Origin of the sequence: Amycolatopsis speibonae (assembly GCF_042647925.1) — a bacterium.
GTDB lineage: Bacteria > Actinomycetota > Actinomycetes > Mycobacteriales > Pseudonocardiaceae > Amycolatopsis > Amycolatopsis speibonae.
Genome location: NZ_JBHRWK010000017.1, coordinates 252,809 through 267,605, shown reverse-complemented (window position 1 = coordinate 267,605; position 14,797 = coordinate 252,809). Strand labels below are relative to the sequence as shown.

Annotated in this window: 14 protein-coding genes; 3 read left to right on the top strand and 11 right to left on the bottom strand. The window is 68.1% G+C overall.

What is annotated here, in order from left to right:
* Window positions 1-499 precede the first annotated feature (499 nt).
* The 3 genes from ACFOSH_RS13600 to ACFOSH_RS13590 are packed head-to-tail and all read right to left on the bottom strand — an operon-like array spanning window position 500 to window position 3,897.
* Window positions 500-2,263, bottom strand: a complete 1,764-nt coding sequence (locus tag ACFOSH_RS13600) for a gamma-glutamyltransferase family protein (protein WP_378239167.1) — start codon at window positions 2,261-2,263, stop codon at window positions 500-502.
* 32 nt (window positions 2,264-2,295) lie between these two features.
* Complete coding sequence (locus ACFOSH_RS13595) at window positions 2,296-2,694, bottom strand: hypothetical protein (RefSeq protein ID WP_378239166.1); 399 nt, start codon at window positions 2,692-2,694, stop codon at window positions 2,296-2,298.
* 9 nt (window positions 2,695-2,703) lie between these two features.
* Window positions 2,704-3,897 carry an FAD-dependent monooxygenase gene (locus ACFOSH_RS13590; RefSeq protein ID WP_378239165.1) on the bottom strand — a complete coding sequence of 398 codons (1,194 nt, stop codon included), beginning with the start codon at window positions 3,895-3,897 and terminating at the stop codon, window positions 2,704-2,706.
* Window positions 3,898-4,010: 113 nt separating this feature from the next.
* Between ACFOSH_RS13590 and ACFOSH_RS13585 the strand changes: the two genes are divergently transcribed.
* Window positions 4,011-4,589 carry a TetR/AcrR family transcriptional regulator gene (locus ACFOSH_RS13585; protein WP_378239164.1) on the top strand — a complete coding sequence of 193 codons (579 nt, stop codon included), beginning with the start codon at window positions 4,011-4,013 and terminating at the stop codon, window positions 4,587-4,589.
* 66 nt (window positions 4,590-4,655) lie between these two features.
* Here the strand turns inward: ACFOSH_RS13585 and ACFOSH_RS13580 are convergent, their stop codons facing one another.
* Window positions 4,656-5,966: a UDP-glucose dehydrogenase family protein gene (locus tag ACFOSH_RS13580; protein WP_378239163.1), complete on the bottom strand. Its 1,311-nt coding sequence runs from the start codon at window positions 5,964-5,966 to the stop codon at window positions 4,656-4,658.
* A gap of 160 nt (window positions 5,967-6,126) precedes the next feature.
* Between ACFOSH_RS13580 and ACFOSH_RS13575 the strand changes: the two genes are divergently transcribed.
* The gene (locus ACFOSH_RS13575; RefSeq protein ID WP_378239162.1) at window positions 6,127-6,885 is read left to right on the top strand and encodes an SDR family NAD(P)-dependent oxidoreductase; all 759 of its coding nucleotides are present in this window, start codon (window positions 6,127-6,129) and stop codon (window positions 6,883-6,885) included.
* Between the two features lie 68 nt (window positions 6,886-6,953).
* Here the strand turns inward: ACFOSH_RS13575 and ACFOSH_RS13570 are convergent, their stop codons facing one another.
* From ACFOSH_RS13570 to ACFOSH_RS13560, 3 genes are all read right to left on the bottom strand, one after another.
* A complete protein-coding gene (locus tag ACFOSH_RS13570) occupies window positions 6,954-7,628 on the bottom strand; it encodes a class I SAM-dependent methyltransferase (protein WP_378239160.1) in 675 nt (224 codons plus the stop codon).
* Window positions 7,629-7,746: 118 nt separating this feature from the next.
* Window positions 7,747-8,391, bottom strand: coding sequence for a PadR family transcriptional regulator (locus ACFOSH_RS13565; RefSeq protein ID WP_378239159.1), 645 nt, complete (start codon window positions 8,389-8,391; stop codon window positions 7,747-7,749).
* A gap of 83 nt (window positions 8,392-8,474) precedes the next feature.
* Window positions 8,475-10,154 (bottom strand): TM0106 family RecB-like putative nuclease, encoded by a 1,680-nt coding sequence (locus tag ACFOSH_RS13560; RefSeq protein ID WP_378239187.1) that lies wholly within the window; start codon window positions 10,152-10,154, stop codon window positions 8,475-8,477.
* 54 nt (window positions 10,155-10,208) lie between these two features.
* Here ACFOSH_RS13560 and ACFOSH_RS13555 point away from each other — a divergent pair, with 54 nt between their 5' ends.
* Complete coding sequence (locus ACFOSH_RS13555; protein ID WP_020632747.1) at window positions 10,209-10,673, top strand: DUF6474 family protein; 465 nt, start codon at window positions 10,209-10,211, stop codon at window positions 10,671-10,673.
* Between the two features lie 291 nt (window positions 10,674-10,964).
* On the opposite strand, the gene ACFOSH_RS13550 is transcribed toward ACFOSH_RS13555, so the two are convergent.
* From ACFOSH_RS13550 to ACFOSH_RS13535, 4 genes are read right to left on the bottom strand one after another with little or no spacing between them, the layout of a single operon-like run.
* Complete coding sequence (locus tag ACFOSH_RS13550; RefSeq protein WP_378239158.1) at window positions 10,965-11,924, bottom strand: glycine betaine ABC transporter substrate-binding protein; 960 nt, start codon at window positions 11,922-11,924, stop codon at window positions 10,965-10,967.
* A gap of 1 nt (window position 11,925) precedes the next feature.
* On the bottom strand, window positions 11,926-12,702 hold the full coding sequence (locus ACFOSH_RS13545) for an ABC transporter permease (RefSeq protein WP_378239157.1): 777 nt from the start codon (window positions 12,700-12,702) through the stop codon (window positions 11,926-11,928).
* Window positions 12,699-13,883: an ABC transporter ATP-binding protein gene (locus ACFOSH_RS13540; protein ID WP_378239156.1), complete on the bottom strand. Its 1,185-nt coding sequence runs from the start codon at window positions 13,881-13,883 to the stop codon at window positions 12,699-12,701. Before ACFOSH_RS13540 ends, ACFOSH_RS13545 begins: the two co-directional genes overlap by 4 nt.
* The gene (locus ACFOSH_RS13535) at window positions 13,870-14,517 is read right to left on the bottom strand and encodes an ABC transporter permease (RefSeq protein ID WP_378239186.1); all 648 of its coding nucleotides are present in this window, start codon (window positions 14,515-14,517) and stop codon (window positions 13,870-13,872) included. The genes ACFOSH_RS13540 and ACFOSH_RS13535 overlap by 14 nt, the downstream gene beginning before the upstream one ends.
* Between the last annotated feature and the right edge of the window lie 280 nt (window positions 14,518-14,797).

Genomic DNA, 14,797 nt, shown 5'->3' with positions numbered 1-14,797 from the left:
CGACAGGATCTCCTTTATCCGCTCTTTCCGGGCGGTCCGCCGCCAGGTCAGTGACCAGGCGGCGTTTTCCCCCCGGAACACTTCGTCAGGCCACCCGGGAAACGTAGTCCGAGATCCTTGAGCGGCTCAACCCGGCACGACGGAACCGCAGCTGTCCCCGCGCCGTGAAGAAAACCCAAAGCCGCTACAAGAAGAAAACCGGACCCGCCAGCATTCGCTACGACACACCACCGATCGTCACAATCCGTGCCCGAAGCTGCCTGGAACCGCCTCCAGCGCCCCCGCTTACCTGCGAAAATGCTAAGTAAGTGGCATTGGTCCCAGGGGGCGACCCCGAAGCCAGTCTATCGCCGATGGGGGTTCGGCAGGGGAGCTGACGTGAGTTGTCCACAGACGGGGGTCATTGTGGACAAGCCCAGGGGAAGGGCCGTGAAGGCCTCCTTCACTACCTTGAGGGTAGGGAAGGAGGCCTTCACGGCATAGGTCAGGCAGGCGTGCGTCAGCGTCCGACGGCGTAGCCCTGCATTCCCCGCGCGTTGGCGGCGGCGCGGAGCACGCCACCGGACCGCGAAACGGCCGAAAGCCGCCCGAGCGACCAAGGTCCGGCATCGACGACGTCGTGTCCACGCGCGGCGAGAGCGTCCATTGTGGACTTACCGAGCCGCGACTCGACGACCAGTTCCCGCGGCGTCCACGAGCGTGGATAGAACGAACTCGGGAACGCGGTCGTGTGCCACGCGGGCGAGTCGATCGACTCCTGCAGGTTCAGCCCGCCGAGCGTGTGCGCCAGCCAGAAACACAGCTGCCACTGATCCTGCTGGTCCCCGCCGGGAGTCCCGAAGGCCAGCACCGGCTCGCCGTCGCGCAGGCCCATCGACGGCGAAAGCGTGATCCGCGGCCGCTTCCGCGGCGCCAGCGAGTTCGGCAGGCCCTGTTCCAGCCAGAACATCTGCCCGCGAGAGTCGAGGCAGAAACCGAGTTCCGGGATCGTCGGGCTCGACTGCAGCCAGCCACCCGACGGCGTCACCGAGATCATGTTCCCGGCCGCGTCGACGACGTCGATGTGCACGGTGTCGCCCCGGGTCTCGCCCAGCGGACCGACCGTCGGCTCTCCCGTCGCACCGGACCCGGATTCGAGTCCGCGCAGCTTTTCGAGAATCGCGGGCAGCCGCGGGGAGGGACCACCCGGCCGCAGCTCGGCGGACGCTTCGTCGGTGATCAAGGCCCGTCGAGTGTCCGCGTATTCGCGGGAGATCAGGAGCTCGATCGGCACGTCGGGAGAGTCCCCGTACCAGGCTTCGCGGTCCGCGAACGCCAGCTTCGCCGCCTCGACGGCCAAGTGCACCGTGCGTTCCGTCGGAATTCCGTCTACATAGGACAGTTCGTCGCGCAGGCCGTCCAGCAGCCGCGCCTGCTGAAGCAGCGTCGGACCTTGCGTCCAGGCGCCCATCTTCACCAGGCCCCAGTCGCCGAAGTCGACCTGCAGCGCGTCCTCGTACGTCGCTTCCCAGCCCGCGATGTCCTCGCCGGTGAGGAGACCGGCGTGGTCGCGACCGGAGTCGTCGCGGAAAGCCTTGCGGCTGAACGCTTCGATCGCTTCGGCGACGAAACCCTGTGACCACGCGCGACGTCCGGCGTCGATCTGCGCCTCACGACCGCTGACCGCCTCGGCCTCGGCGACCAGCCGCTCCCAGGTGTCCGCGAGCGCCGGGTTCCGGTGCAGCCCCTCGGCGGGTTTGCCGTCCGGCAGCCAGAGCGCCGCCGACGTCGGCCAGTGCTCGGTGAAGAGATCCTGGACCGCGCGAATCGTGGCACCGACCCGGCTGACCAGCGGAATCCCGTTGCGCGCGTAGGAGATCGCGTAGCCGAGGACGTCGCGCAACGACTTCGTGCCGTGATCCCGCAGGAGCAGCAGCCAACCGTCCCACGCGCCCGGGACGGTGGCGGGGAGCAGACCGCTGCCGGGGATCAGATCGAGCCCGAGATCCGCGAAGTACTCGGGCGTCGCCGCCGCGGGCGAGACTCCCTGCCCCGCGAGGGCTCGCGGAACCCGGTCCGTGGCGGTGACGAAGATGCCGGGCACCTGCCCCGCCGGGCCGCACAGATGCGGCTCGGCGATCTGCAGGACGAACCCGGCCGCTACCGCCGCGTCGAAGGCGTTGCCGCCGTCTTCCAGCACCGCCATGCCGGTGGCCGAGGCCAGCCAGTGCGTCGATGCCACCATGCCGTGGGTGCCGGCCAGTTCCGGCCTGGTCGTGAACACCCGGCCGATACTACGCGTTGCTAACTACTTTTTCAGTCCCAGAAGTTGAAGAGCGCTTCGCCGAGATTGCCGGGCCGCCAGTATCTGGCTTCACGATCGTTCACCCAAGGGGGTGCCGAGAGGTCGATCGGTGCGTCGAGTTCAGCCCGCGTGTACAACCGGTGCCCGGGAAGAAGTTCTCCCAGAACGGCCAGCAGCCCTGGCTCGTCGACGAAGGTGATCGATCCGTAGCCGACAGGTGCTTCAGCGATGCCGAGGATCTCGTGTCTTCCGGCCTCGTCCCACTCCTGCGTCCACAACACCGCGGCGGTCCGGTGGCGATAAGCGATCTCGGCTTGGTCGAAGTTCCCCGGCACCAACCGGGTGACCTGGCCGCGTGTCCGCCGAGCCGCCTCGTAGCAAGCTCGGCGAAACTCCCTCAGATCGTTCACCCACCGAAATTAGCGCTGAGCGGCGACCGGGGCGTCATAGTTTTCGAGCGTCGCCGCGTTCGCCGCGCGCGAGGTGATCCAGGTGAACACCTTGGTCATCGGCTTCGAACCCAGCACCCGGTAGAGGAAGTTCCGGTAGCCGACCATGAACCGCGTCTTCGGCGCGAGGAACGTGCCGATCCCGGCCGCCTGCTTCTGCGAAACCTTCACCGGGCCGCGCAGTTTCTCTTCGTAGCGCGCGAAAGCGACTTCGTGATCGCCACGCGCGGCGGCGAGTTCCCCGGCCAGGACGTACGCGCCCATCATCGCGAGCCCGGTGCCCGAACCGCCCGGACCGGCGCACCAGGCCGCGTCACCGAGCAGCACGACCCGGCCCTGTGACCACTTGTCGAGGTGGATCTGGCTGAGCGAGTCGAAGTACAGCGCGGCGGCGTCGCCGAGGCCTTCCAGCAGCGCCGGCACTTCCCAGCCGAAGTCGGCGTAGCGCTCGACAACGGCCTTCTTCTGCGCTTCGACGTCGCGGCGATTCACTTCGATGGACTCCGACGTGAAGACCAGGCTGACGTTGAGGGCCGAGCCGTCGCGACCGCTGGCGGCCATCACGGTCCGGCCGGGGACGCTGCAGATCAGGCCCAGGTGATCGAGGCCGAGGTGATTGGGCACGGTGAAGCCCGCGGTGTGGAAGCCGAGGTCGGTGCGGAACCGCTCTTCGTCGCCGAAGGCAAGCCGCCGGACGCCCGAGTGCAGCCCGTCCGCGCCGACGACCAGGTCGAACTTGCGCGACTCGCCCTGAGCGAAGCTGACCTCCACGCCGGCCGAGAGCTCGTCCAGGCCGGTGATCCAGTCGCCGAAGACGTACTCGACGTCGTCCTTCGTGTGCTCGTAGAGGATGCGCGTCAGGTCTCCGCGCTCGATCTCGACCTCGCCGCTGAAGAACACCGACGGCATCTCGGCGACCTTCCTGCCCCGCGGATCGACGATGACCTGCGCACCCATCGCGGTTTCCTTCGCGCGGATGTCTTCGAGGATCCCCATGCGCTTCAGCAGGGTCATCTGCTCGCCGCGGAAGTCGACCGCGCTGCCGCCTTCGCGCAGGGCCGGGGCGCGCTCGACGACTGTCGGCGCGAAGCCGCGCTCACGCAGCCAGAAGGCGAGGGCCGGGCCCGCGATGCCGGCGCCGGAGATCAGAACGGTGGTCGTCATGGCTGCTCCCTGGGGTTCGTGGTGACAGGAAGGACCGTACGGCAGATTTGCACGCTTGGTCAAGCCGCTTGGTTAAACCAAGCGGATAAACCGCGTGGTCTAGGATCCCGGGTATGGGTAATCGCGAGGACCTGATGGCGGGCGCCATCCAGTGCTTGAAGGAAAAAGGCTGGTCACGCACGACGGTGCGGGACATCGCGACGGCGGCCGGGGTCAGCCACGCGGCGATCGGCTACCACTTCGGTTCACGCGAAACCTTGCTGCTGACGGCGTTCTCGCAGGCGATGGACAACTGGGGCAACGAGATCCAGGTGGAGATGCGCAACGCCGTCGACCCCGACGCTCCGGCGGCCGAGCAGTACCGGGCCTCGTGGCGCGCGATGATCGACTCCTACGGGCGCAACCGGCAGCTGTGGCTTGCCTCGATCGAGGCGTTCGTGCAGTCCGAACATCATCCTGAACTGCGGAAACAACTCGCCGCGGCGCAGCGCGAGGGCCGCCGGGGCATGGCGGCGGGCGTCCTCGGGATCGACGAGGACAACCTCACCGAGTCCGATGAGCGCCGGATCGGCGCGGTGGCCACAGCGCTGAACTCGGGCATCATGCTGCAGCACATGCTGGACCCGGAAAACGCTCCGACGGCCGAGGAAGTCGTGGACGGGCTGCTGACGCTCGTCTCCCTGGTGTCATGAAAGGGTCGTTCAGGACAAATTTCGTCCTGAACGACCCTTTCATGACACCCGCGGGAGGCAGGTGGGTCAGGAGACGGCGACCTTCCGCCGCAGCGCCGCCCGCGGCCGCCCGACGCCCTGCCACGACAGGCCGGCGTCCAGGATCCGTTGCGGCTCCAGGAGATTGCGGGTGTCGACGACCGAGTCGCCGTCCATCTGCTCGGCCATGTAGGCCCAGTCGAGGCGCTTGAACTCGTCCCATTCCGTCAGCACGACGACGGCGTCGGCCGCCTTCGCGACCTGGTACGGGTCGTCGACCACGGTCATCCCGGCGAGCTGGCCGCCGACGGCCGGGTCGTAGGCGGTCAGTTCCGCGCCGAGCGCGCCCAGCACGGAAGCGACCGCGAGGGCGGGCGAGTCGCGCAGGTCGTTCGTCCCGGCCTTGAACGCCAGCCCGAGGACGCCGATGCGCGAACCGGCCAGCGTGCCGCCGACAGCGCCGGCGATCTTCGCGACGATGCGGTCCCGCTGCGCGATGTTCTCCTCGATCGCCGAGGTGAGCAGCGTGAAGTCGTACTGCACCGACTCCGCGACCCGGACCAGCGCGCTGGTGTCCTTCGGCAGGCACGAGCCGCCCCAGCCGGGGCCGGGTTTGAGGAACGAGCGGCCGATGCGCCGGTCGTAGCCCATGCCTTCGGTGACCAGGTCGATGTCCGCGCCGAGGCGTTCGCACAGTTCGGCGATCGAGTTCACATAGGACAGTTTCATCGCGAGGAAGCAGTTCGCCGCGTACTTCACCAGCTCCGCGCTGGCCGCGTCGGCGACGACGACCGGGGCGGCGAGGTCGGCGTAGAGGTCGCCGACCCAGCGGGCGGCGGCGACGTCGTCCGAACCGACGACGATCCTGTCGGGGCCGAGGAAGTCCTCGACCGCGGTGCCCTCGCGCAGGAACTCCGGATTCGACACGACAGGTACGTCCGTGCGGCCGAGCATCGCCTGGATGCGCTTCGACGTCCCCACCGGCACGGTCGACTTGGTGATCAGCGCGCAACCCGCGGGGATGACGTCGCCGATCTCGTTCGTCACGGCCTCGACGGCCCACAGGTCCGCCGAGCCGCCCGCGCCCATCGGCGTCGGCACACAGAGGAAAACAGCCTCAGCGTCACGGACGGCATCGCGCGCGCCCACCACGAAATTGAGTCTCCCGCTGGTCAGCCCCCTCGCCACCAGCTCGGACAATCCCGGCTCCAGGATGTCCACCCGTCCGGCGGAGAGCCTTGCGACCTTCGCCCTGTCGACATCGACGCAAGTGACTCGATGCCCCAGGCCGGCCAGGCAGGCCCCCGTGGTCAATCCGACGTAACCGGTCCCCACCACCACGATCCGAGCAGCGCTCATGCTGCTGAAGGTGACAGCCGGAGTTGACCTCCGAGCTAACGGAATGCTTCAGGCCCGCATACTCCTCGCGACATGCTGCGCACCGACGTGAGCCAACACACGCGCTACCTCGATGCGAACGAGCGTTAACCTGGACGCGGTTGTCGACGAAAGGGAGAACATGCAGATCACCGATACCGCGGCGCTCGTCACGGGCGGCGCGTCCGGGCTCGGCGGCGCGACCGCGAAGGCGCTCGCGGCGAAGGGCGCGCGGGTCTTCGCGCTGGATCTCGCCGGTGCCATCGCCAACGCCGAGCAGATCGACGGCATCACCTACGTCGAGGCCGACGTGACCGATCCGGAGCAGGTGCGGGCCGCCGTCGCGACCGCCGCCGAGTCCGGGGTGCCGCTGCGGACCGTGGTGAACTGCGCCGGGATCGGGCCGTCCGCGCGGATCCTTTCGAAGAAGGGCACGCACGACCTCGCCCTGTACGCGAAGGTCGTCCAGATCAACCTGATCGGCTCGTTCAACGTGCTGACGCTGGCCTCCGAGGCCATCGCCAAGACGGAACCGCTGGCCGACAACGCGCGCGGCGTCATCATCAACACCGCGTCGATCGCGGCCTTCGACGGCCAGATCGGGCAGGTGGCGTACTCGTCGTCCAAGGGCGGCATCGTCGGGATGACCCTGCCCGCCGCGCGCGACCTGGCGTCGCACGGGATCCGGGTGCTGACCATCGCGCCGGGCATCGTCGACACCCCGATGCTGGCGACCGTGAGCGACGAGTTCCGCGCCTCGCTGGCCGAAGGCGTCCCGTTCCCGAAGCGGCTCGCGCGGCCGGACGAGTACGCGCAGCTCGCGCTGTCGCTGATCGACCACGACTACCTGAACGGCGAGGTCGTCCGGATGGACGGCTCGCTGCGCATGGCCCCTCGCTGAGCCGTCCCCGCGCGCTATGAAAGGTCCTTTCCTTGCGAAATTTGCAAGGAAAGGACCTTTCATAGCGTTTACGGACGGGTGAGGCGGACGTCCAGGCCGATGCCCGCTGTGGTGACCTCACAGGTCCGGAAAGCGGTTTCGGCGACCAGGCCACCGAAGCCGACCGGCGTGTACGCGCGCCGCCGGAGCTGGCCGAGCGCCTGCCGCACACCGAGCGCCGCGAGTTTCCCGAGCTTCATGCTCTCGACCTCGCGCACGATGTCGCCATCGGTCGCGTCGCGGTTCATGTCCTGCACCACGGCCGTGCCGCCCGGACGCAGCACACGGTACATCTCGTCGAGCGACTTCACCGGCCACACGAAGTTCTTGAACGCGGCCTGGCAGACGACGAGGTCGAACGACTCGTCGTCGAACGGCATCCCCGCGACATCACCCTCGCGAAACGATGCCTCGACGCCTTTTGTTCGCGCGTACTCGCTCGCGATCTCGACGAACGTCGGCGCGACGTCGAGGCCGGTGACGGAGAACCCGAGCCTCGCCAGTTCGACGGCGAAGTAGCCGGGGCCGAAGGCGACCTCGAGGATCTTCGCGCCTCCCGGCAGGTCCGCGGTGAGTTCGCGGGCCTGCTTCCGCCAATTTTCGATCTGCGGTTCGGTGCCGCGCTGCCGGGCGTAGTTCCGCGCCAGCGCACCGCCCATCTCCGGGACGAGCTTGAACCGTTTTCTGTCCTTGATGTTCGACATGGTCACTCCAGGGTTGTCCGCCCGGAGCCCGGCTATCCTCAAGATGCTGTCTCGTGGCCGGGTTCCGGTGCGGGATCGTCGCCCCGGTGAGGTGCTGCAACACCTCGTCGGGGCTCTTTCAGTCGGTGGTGCTCCCCCTTTCGACGAGCTCGGCCACTTCGGCCGGCAGCTCTCCGGTCTCGTGGAAGGTCCGCCATTCGGCGAGACCGGGCATCGAGCCGGAAGTCAGTTCCCCGAGGATCGAGCGGACCCATTCGGCCTCCGCCGCCCGGATCGCCAGGTGGTATTCGATCTCGAGCAGCACCAGCCGCGGTACCTCTTCGAGGAGTCGCGCGAGTTCCGCCCTGGTCGAGGCGATTTCGTCGTCCAGCGCCGCCAGCCGGGTCCGGAACAGGGCGATCACCTCGTCCGGGCCGAGCCACATCATCACCGACAGGCCCGCCACGAACTTCGGCTCCTCGGGCGCGAGCCCGGCGAGGAGTTCGCGCAGCCAGTCGAGCATTTCGTCACGGCCGGCGTCGGTGATCCGGTACACCGTGCGCTCCGGGCGGGCGCCGTCGCGGTTGCTCTCGACGGCCTCGATCAGACCGTGTTTCCGCAGGTTGCCGACGACCGTGTACAGCGAACCCCATTTGATCCCCATGTCACGGTCCTTGCCGCGGCTCTTCAGGATCGAGGCCATTTCGTACGGGTGCATCGGGCGTTCGCTCAGCGTCGACAGGATCGCCAGCGCCAGCAGGTTCCCGACTTTCCGCCGCTTCACCGTGCCTCCTCGCCTACGAGTACTCGTGGACGAGTATCCGCAGAAGCGTGAGTGATCGCAAGTCTCTTAGCGAGTGAGAGAGATCAGAGGTCGTTCATGTACGGCACGGTCTGCGCGTGGTCGGTCATCCAGTTCCGCAGCGCGTGCGTCGCCAGGACGTCGTCCTCGTTGTAGCGCAGCAGACGCTCCCGCTGGGCGTCGTCCGGGATGCCGCCGTCCATGCCGACCGCGTCGCGGTACCAGCTCATCGACGCCTCGCCGCCGGCTTCCGGATCGCGCCAGGCGAAACCGGCGACCGGGGCGATGACCTTGAGCCCCTTGCCTTGGGAGCACAGGAACTGGTCGGTGACGCTGCGGAAGAGGTCGATCCATTCCTCGGAGTCCACAAAGGACGCGATCTCGGCCTTGGCAGGCACGCCGGGGTACTCGCCGAACCGGCCGGCGGAACCGAAGAGCCAGCGGTTCTCGGCGAGCGCGTTGTAGCAGTAGGCGCGGAAGGTCAGGCCCGCGGCGAGCGTGCGCTCGCGGACGTCGGTGAACCAGGCCCAGAACTCCGCGAACGACCGGGCCTCGTCCGCGGTCGGCAACGGCTCCCACGTCGCGAAGGCCCGGTAGCCCCGCTCCACCCCGATGTCGGCGCCGGTCAGCAGCGAACCCCACAGGTACGCGCCGGAATCCCCGAAGCTCTCCATGTCGACGTCGACCTCGACGTCGCCGCGCGAGACCTCGACGCGGTCGACCTTGCGCACCATCGTGAGATCGGCGAGCCAGGCGCGCGCGAGGATGATCGCGTCGGCGAAGGTGCCTCCGGTCCAGTTCATCGGCGGGGGCTCGTCGGCCGGGTCGAGCGCGGCCAGCTTGTCCACTGTGGACACCCCGGCGCGGCGGAGTTCCATCGCGTCCTCGCCGCGGACGACCAGGCTGACGTCGCGGGTTTCGGTGAGCACGACCTCGCACGTCGGCCACCAGGGGCAGCGACGGCATTCGAGGACGCGGGACGGTTCGGCGAGCGGCTCTTCGTCTTCGGCGGCCGCGCTGGCGATGGCGAGCCTGTCGACGAAGCGGCTCTGGTACTCCGTCAGCGCGCTCCGCCCGCCTGGCCAGGTGCCCGCGGACAGGTCGTGCCAGACGACGACGTCCGCGTCGAGTCCGATGACGCCGCCGAGGGCACGGTGCCCTTCGTGTTTCCCGAGCGCTTCGAGCATCCGATAGAGGTGCGCGAGCCGCATCTGGTCCCGCGGCTGCGAGCGGACCTTCCGCGCCGGATCGGGCAGCCGGTTCGCCGGGTCGAGATCGGTCATCACCGTGGTCGTCGCTCCCGCGCCGCGATCGGTGATGCGGTGCCGCACGACCAGCACCGGCACGTATCCGGCGCCGGTGTGGACCAGGAGTTCGGAGCCGCCACGGCGGTGACCGGCGCGATCCACCGGGAGCAGCGCGCCCCAGATGTAGCGCGCTTCGGCGGCGAAGGCCTCTTCGGTGAGCTGCACGCGCTCGGCGGCAGGGAGGTCTCGGGCGATCTTGACCCAGCCCGCGTCGGGGCCTGTCGCGTCCATGAGCCGCTGCACGATCGCGTCGCGATGCGCTGACGCGTCGGCGATCCGCTGCTGCGCGGCGGGGTCGGGCGGGGCGAGCGGGACCTCGCGCATCGCCGGATCGTGTTCGAGGTGCACGCGACGCCGGCAGCGGCTCACCGCTCCCGCGTCCAGTAGCACCTCGTTACTCACAGACAACACTCTAGAAGGCGACCGGCAAGCCGACATGCCCGCCACTTCGGGGACCAGTAAGTTCGACTGTGACACAGCGTGGGAGGTGCCATGGCGCGCAAGGCCAAAGCCATCGAGGGCGAAGGCAGGATCACCCCGAAGAAGGCGAAAAACGCCGTCGCGGTGGCCAAAGTGCTCGGTCCGGCCGTACTGCCGGTGATCGCGCCGTACGCCGTTCGAGCGGCGGGCGCCGCGCGAGAGCTATACGACCGTTATCAGGCGAAGAAGCTCGGCGTCGCCGTCGACCAGCTCGGCGAGTTCAGCGGACGCGGTGCCGCGCTGCACGCGCGGATCGCCGGGCTGACGCAGGGGCTCGCGGAGCTGAAGAGGTCCGCGAAGGCGACAGACGCCGACGCGGCCTTCGCGAAGGACACTCAGGGGACGCTGGAGCAGCTTTCGGCGACCGTCCGCGCTTCGGAGCGGATGCCGGCCGCGCGGCGGAAGGCGGCGCACCGGGCCGTGGCCGGGGAGCTGGACCAGCTGGAGGGCAAACTGCTGCACCGCCTGGGCATCTAAGCGCGGCTTCGGCGACTTACGGATGCAATGAAGGGGACTTTCATTGCAAATTTTGCAATGAAAGTCCCCTTCATTGCACGCCCGGGGGCTCCAAGCGGGCAGGGACGGCGGCGAACTCAGCCGAGAGGTCTCCCCAAGGGCGCCCCGCGCCCGACGGAGACTTCACCCGTCGAGCGCCCTCTTTCGGGCCGAAGGCCCACGGAAACGTGATGAAGGGGCGCCTCCGCACCCACCGTGAGGTGGAAGCGGAACGACGCCCCTTCGGCACGTTTCCGTCAGCGCTCGACAGATCTAGCTGATAAAACCCTTCTTTTTCATCCACTCGTAAGCGACTTCGCCCTGGTCACGGCCGTCGACGTCGACCTGTTTGCACAGTTCGATCATCTGCTGGTTGTCCAGGGCCGCGCCGACGGCTTCCAGCGGTCCGCGGAGTTCCGGGTGCTGGTTCAGGAATTCGGTTCGCAGCGTAGGCACGGCGTTGTACTGCGGGAACGCCTTCTTGTCGTCTTCGAGGACGCGCAGGTTGAGTCCGGCGATCCGGCCGTCGGTGGTGAAGATCTCGCCGATCGGGCAGGTCCCGCTCGCCACGGCCGAGTAGATCGTGCCGATGCCGAAGTTCTTGATCACCGGGTTCTGGAACCCGTACGCCCGCACGGCGGCGGGGAAACCGTCCTGGCGGCTGGTGAATTCGGTCTCCAGGCAGAACACGTTCTGGTCTTGCTTCTGCTTGAGGAACGCCGCCAGGTCGGACGTCGTCTTCAGGTTGTTCGCCGCGCCGTAGGCCTCGGTGACCGCGAAGGCGTATTGGTCGTTGAGCGGCGAGTAGTTCAGCCAGGTGACGCCGAACTTCGCCTCGTCGGCCGTCTTCGTGGCTTCGTACTGGGCCTGTTCCCCGCCGGGTACGGGGAGTTCGTTGCCCTGGTAGTTGATCCAGCCGGTGCCGGTGTATTCCCAGGTGACGTCGGTCTGGCCGGCGAGCAGTGCCTGCCGCGACGAGTTGGAGCCCTTGATGTCGGTCAGGTCGACGACGTCCGCGCCCGCCGCGGAAAGCGCCATTTCGGCCATGTAGCCCAGGATGATGTTCTCGGTGAAGTCCTTCGATCCCACCGTCACCTTGAGGCCCTTGAGGGATTCGATGGGCTTGATCGAACCGGGTTCGATCTTGTACGGCAGCGCGGTGTTGACCTCGAGCCCGCACGCGGAAAGCGTGCCGCACAACAGGACCGCGCCGAGGATCGCTTTCAATCGCATGTCAGCGCAGTCCCTTCGGTCCGAAGAACTGTTCCGCCACCGCGCCCAGCCAGTCCACCAGCAGCGCCAGTGCGACGGCGAGCACCGAGCCGGTGATCAGCACCTTCGTCAGGTTGAGCTTGTAGCCGGTGTCGATGAGCAGGCCGAAACCGCCGGCGTTGACGAACATGCCGAACGTCGCCGTGCCGACGGCCAGCACCAGCGAGGTCCGCAGGCCCGCCAGGATCAGCGGGACGGCCAGCGGGAGCTCGACCCGCCACAGCACACCGGAGGCCGACATGCCGATGCCGCGGCCCGCGTCGATCAGCGAGGGGTCGACCTGTTGCAGGCCGACCATCGTGTTCCGCAGCACCGGAAGCAGCGAGTAGAACGCCAGCGGCAGCGCCGCGACCCACAGTCCGCCGGTCGCGCCGGTGACGATGAACCACAGCACCAGCACACCGAGCGCGGGCGCGGCCTGGCCGATGTTCGCGACCGCCAGGAAGACCGGCGCCGCCCATTTCGCCCAGGGCCGGGTGACGAGCACGCCGAGCGGCACCGCCACGACCACCACGATCGCGGTGACCACGATGGTCATCGCCAGGTGGTCGCGCAGGGCGGTGAACAGCCCGGAGGCGTTGAGGGTCGCTTTCTCCGTCGCGGTCAGGTCACTGGCGAAAACCCAGATCAGCACCCCGGCGACGATCAGCAGTACCACCGCGGGCTGGGCGAACAGCCGGACCCGCTCGGCACTTCTCGACGAGGATTCGGTGGAGAACCCGGTATCGACGGCCGTCATGCGGTCACACCTTCCGCCGGGTTGTCGTCCGAGTGCTCCTCGCGCAGCTGCTGGATCGTCGAGATGACGGTGTCGAGCTCGATCGTCCCGGCGTACTCGCCGCGGGCGCCGGTCACCGGGACGCTGCCGCCCTCGGCGAGCATGGCTTCGAGCGCGTCCTGCAGCGTCGACTGGAGGCTGACCGAGTCGCGCAGCGGCTTGCCCGCGGCGGCCAGCGACGTCGCCTTGGTCAGCTCGCGGACGTGCACCCACCGCATCGGACGGCGGCGCTGGTCGAGCACCAGTACGAAGTGCTTGCGCTGCTGGGTCAGCTTTTCGCGGACGTCCGACGGCGATTCGCTGACCATCGCCGTCAGGGCGTCCTGCTTCAGCTCGACGTCGCGGACCCGCAGCAGCGTCAGCTGCTTCAGCGAGGCACCGGCGCCGACGAAACCGGCGACCGTGTCGTCGGCGGGGTTCGCGAGGATCGCGTCCGGGGTGTCGTACTGGAGGATCCTCGACTGGTTCCCGAGCACCGCGATCTTGTCGCCGAGCTTCACGGCCTCGTCGAAGTCGTGGGTGACGAAGACGATCGTCTTCTTCAGCTCGGTCTGCAGCCGCAGCAGTTCGTCCTGCAGGTTGCCCCGGGTGATCGGGTCGACCGCGCCGAACGGCTCGTCCATCAGCAGCACCGGCGGGTCGGCCGCGAGCGCCCGCGCGACGCCGACGCGCTGCTGCTGTCCACCGGACAGCTGACGCGGGAAGCGGTCGCGGAAGTCGGCCGGGTCGAGCCCGACCAGGTCCATCATCTCCTCGACCCGGTCGTTGACCTTCTTCTTGTCCCAGCCGAGCAGGCCGGGCACCACCGCGATGTTCTGCGAGACGGTGAAGTGCGGGAAGAGGCCGGCCTGCTGGATCGCGTAGCCGATGCGACGGCGAAGGGTGTCGACGTCGAGCTTCAGCGCGTCGTCGCCGCCGATGGTGATGCGGCCCGACGTCGGCTCGATCAGCCGGTTGATCATCCGCATGGTCGTGGTCTTGCCGCAGCCGGACGGGCCGACGAAGACCACGATCTTGCCCGCGGGCACCACCATCGAGAAGTCGTCGACCGCAGGCTCACGGGTGCCGGGGTAGCGCTTCGTGACGTTCTCCAGCTCGATTTCGACGCCGGATACGGTTTCAGGAGACTCAGCCACGGACACCCCTAGAGACGGTCAAACGGTTGATCAGGACGTAAACGGCGTCGAGGACCAGCGCGAGGACGACCACGCCGAGCGTCCCGGTCAGTGCCTGGTTCAGGGAGTTCGTGCTCCCCGCGTTGGTGAGGCCGGAGAAGACCTCCGAGCCGAGGCCGGGACCCTTCGCGTAGGCCGCGATGACCGCGATGCCCATGAGCATCTGCGTCGCGACCCGCATGCCGGCGAGGATCGCGGGCCAGGCGAGCCGCAGCTCCACCCTGGTCAGCACGCCGAACCGGCTCATGCCGATACCGCGTGCCGCGTCACTGACCGAGGGATCGACGCCGCCCAGCCCGACGATCGTGTTCCGCACGATCGGCAGCAGCGCGTAGAGCACGAGGGCGATGACAGTGGTGTTCGCCCCCAGGCCGAACACCGGGATGAGGAGGCCCAGGAGGGCGAAGGAGGGGACGGTGAGGATCGTGCTCGCCAGCGCCGTGGCCACGGCCGACCCGACCGGGCTGCGGTAGACGGCGACGCCGATCACCACGCCGAGCACGGCGGCGATGATCGTGCACTGCACGACCGCGCTGACATGGAGGAGCCCTTGGAGGGCGAGTCTGTCCCACCGATCCGAGATGTACTCGAAGAGATTCATCGCGTGCTGGTTCTCCCGCCGCCTCTGGGTGAGACTCCTCACCCATTCGGAGTAGCTGTATCGGGAGCCTGACTACCCAGAACGCTCGCGGCCAAACCCCTGTTTACCGCCTTGTGTCCTGCAAACGTTCCCCATTCGGCCTAAATGGGCAAACGCACGCGCCGCCCCGGTGGTGTCTTTTTCACTACTCAACAGCCGGGAGGACGTCGACCGCTCGGCGGTACGTCGAATACTCTTCACCCGTGAGTAAGGGCAGCCATCACCGAAGCGCGCTACGCGC

Excerpts from the sequence above, each read along its gene's own strand:
- ACFOSH_RS13590 (WP_378239165.1), bottom strand. The coding sequence starts at position 3,897 with ATGACGACCACCGTTCTGATCTCCGGCGCCGGCATCGCGGGCCCGGCC.
- ACFOSH_RS13585 (WP_378239164.1), top strand. The coding sequence starts at position 4,011 with ATGGGTAATCGCGAGGACCTGATGGCGGGCGCCATCCAGTGCTTGAAG.
- ACFOSH_RS13580 (WP_378239163.1), bottom strand. The coding sequence starts at position 5,966 with ATGAGCGCTGCTCGGATCGTGGTGGTGGGGACCGGTTACGTCGGATTG.
- ACFOSH_RS13575 (WP_378239162.1), top strand. The coding sequence starts at position 6,127 with ATGCAGATCACCGATACCGCGGCGCTCGTCACGGGCGGCGCGTCCGGG.
- ACFOSH_RS13570 (WP_378239160.1), bottom strand. The coding sequence starts at position 7,628 with ATGTCGAACATCAAGGACAGAAAACGGTTCAAGCTCGTCCCGGAGATG.
- ACFOSH_RS13560 (WP_378239187.1), bottom strand. The coding sequence starts at position 10,154 with ATGTCGGCTTGCCGGTCGCCTTCTAGAGTGTTGTCTGTGAGTAACGAG.
- ACFOSH_RS13555 (WP_020632747.1), top strand. The coding sequence starts at position 10,209 with ATGGCGCGCAAGGCCAAAGCCATCGAGGGCGAAGGCAGGATCACCCCG.
- ACFOSH_RS13550 (WP_378239158.1), bottom strand. The coding sequence starts at position 11,924 with ATGCGATTGAAAGCGATCCTCGGCGCGGTCCTGTTGTGCGGCACGCTT.
- ACFOSH_RS13545 (WP_378239157.1), bottom strand. The coding sequence starts at position 12,702 with ATGACGGCCGTCGATACCGGGTTCTCCACCGAATCCTCGTCGAGAAGT.
- ACFOSH_RS13535 (WP_378239186.1), bottom strand. The coding sequence starts at position 14,517 with ATGAATCTCTTCGAGTACATCTCGGATCGGTGGGACAGACTCGCCCTC.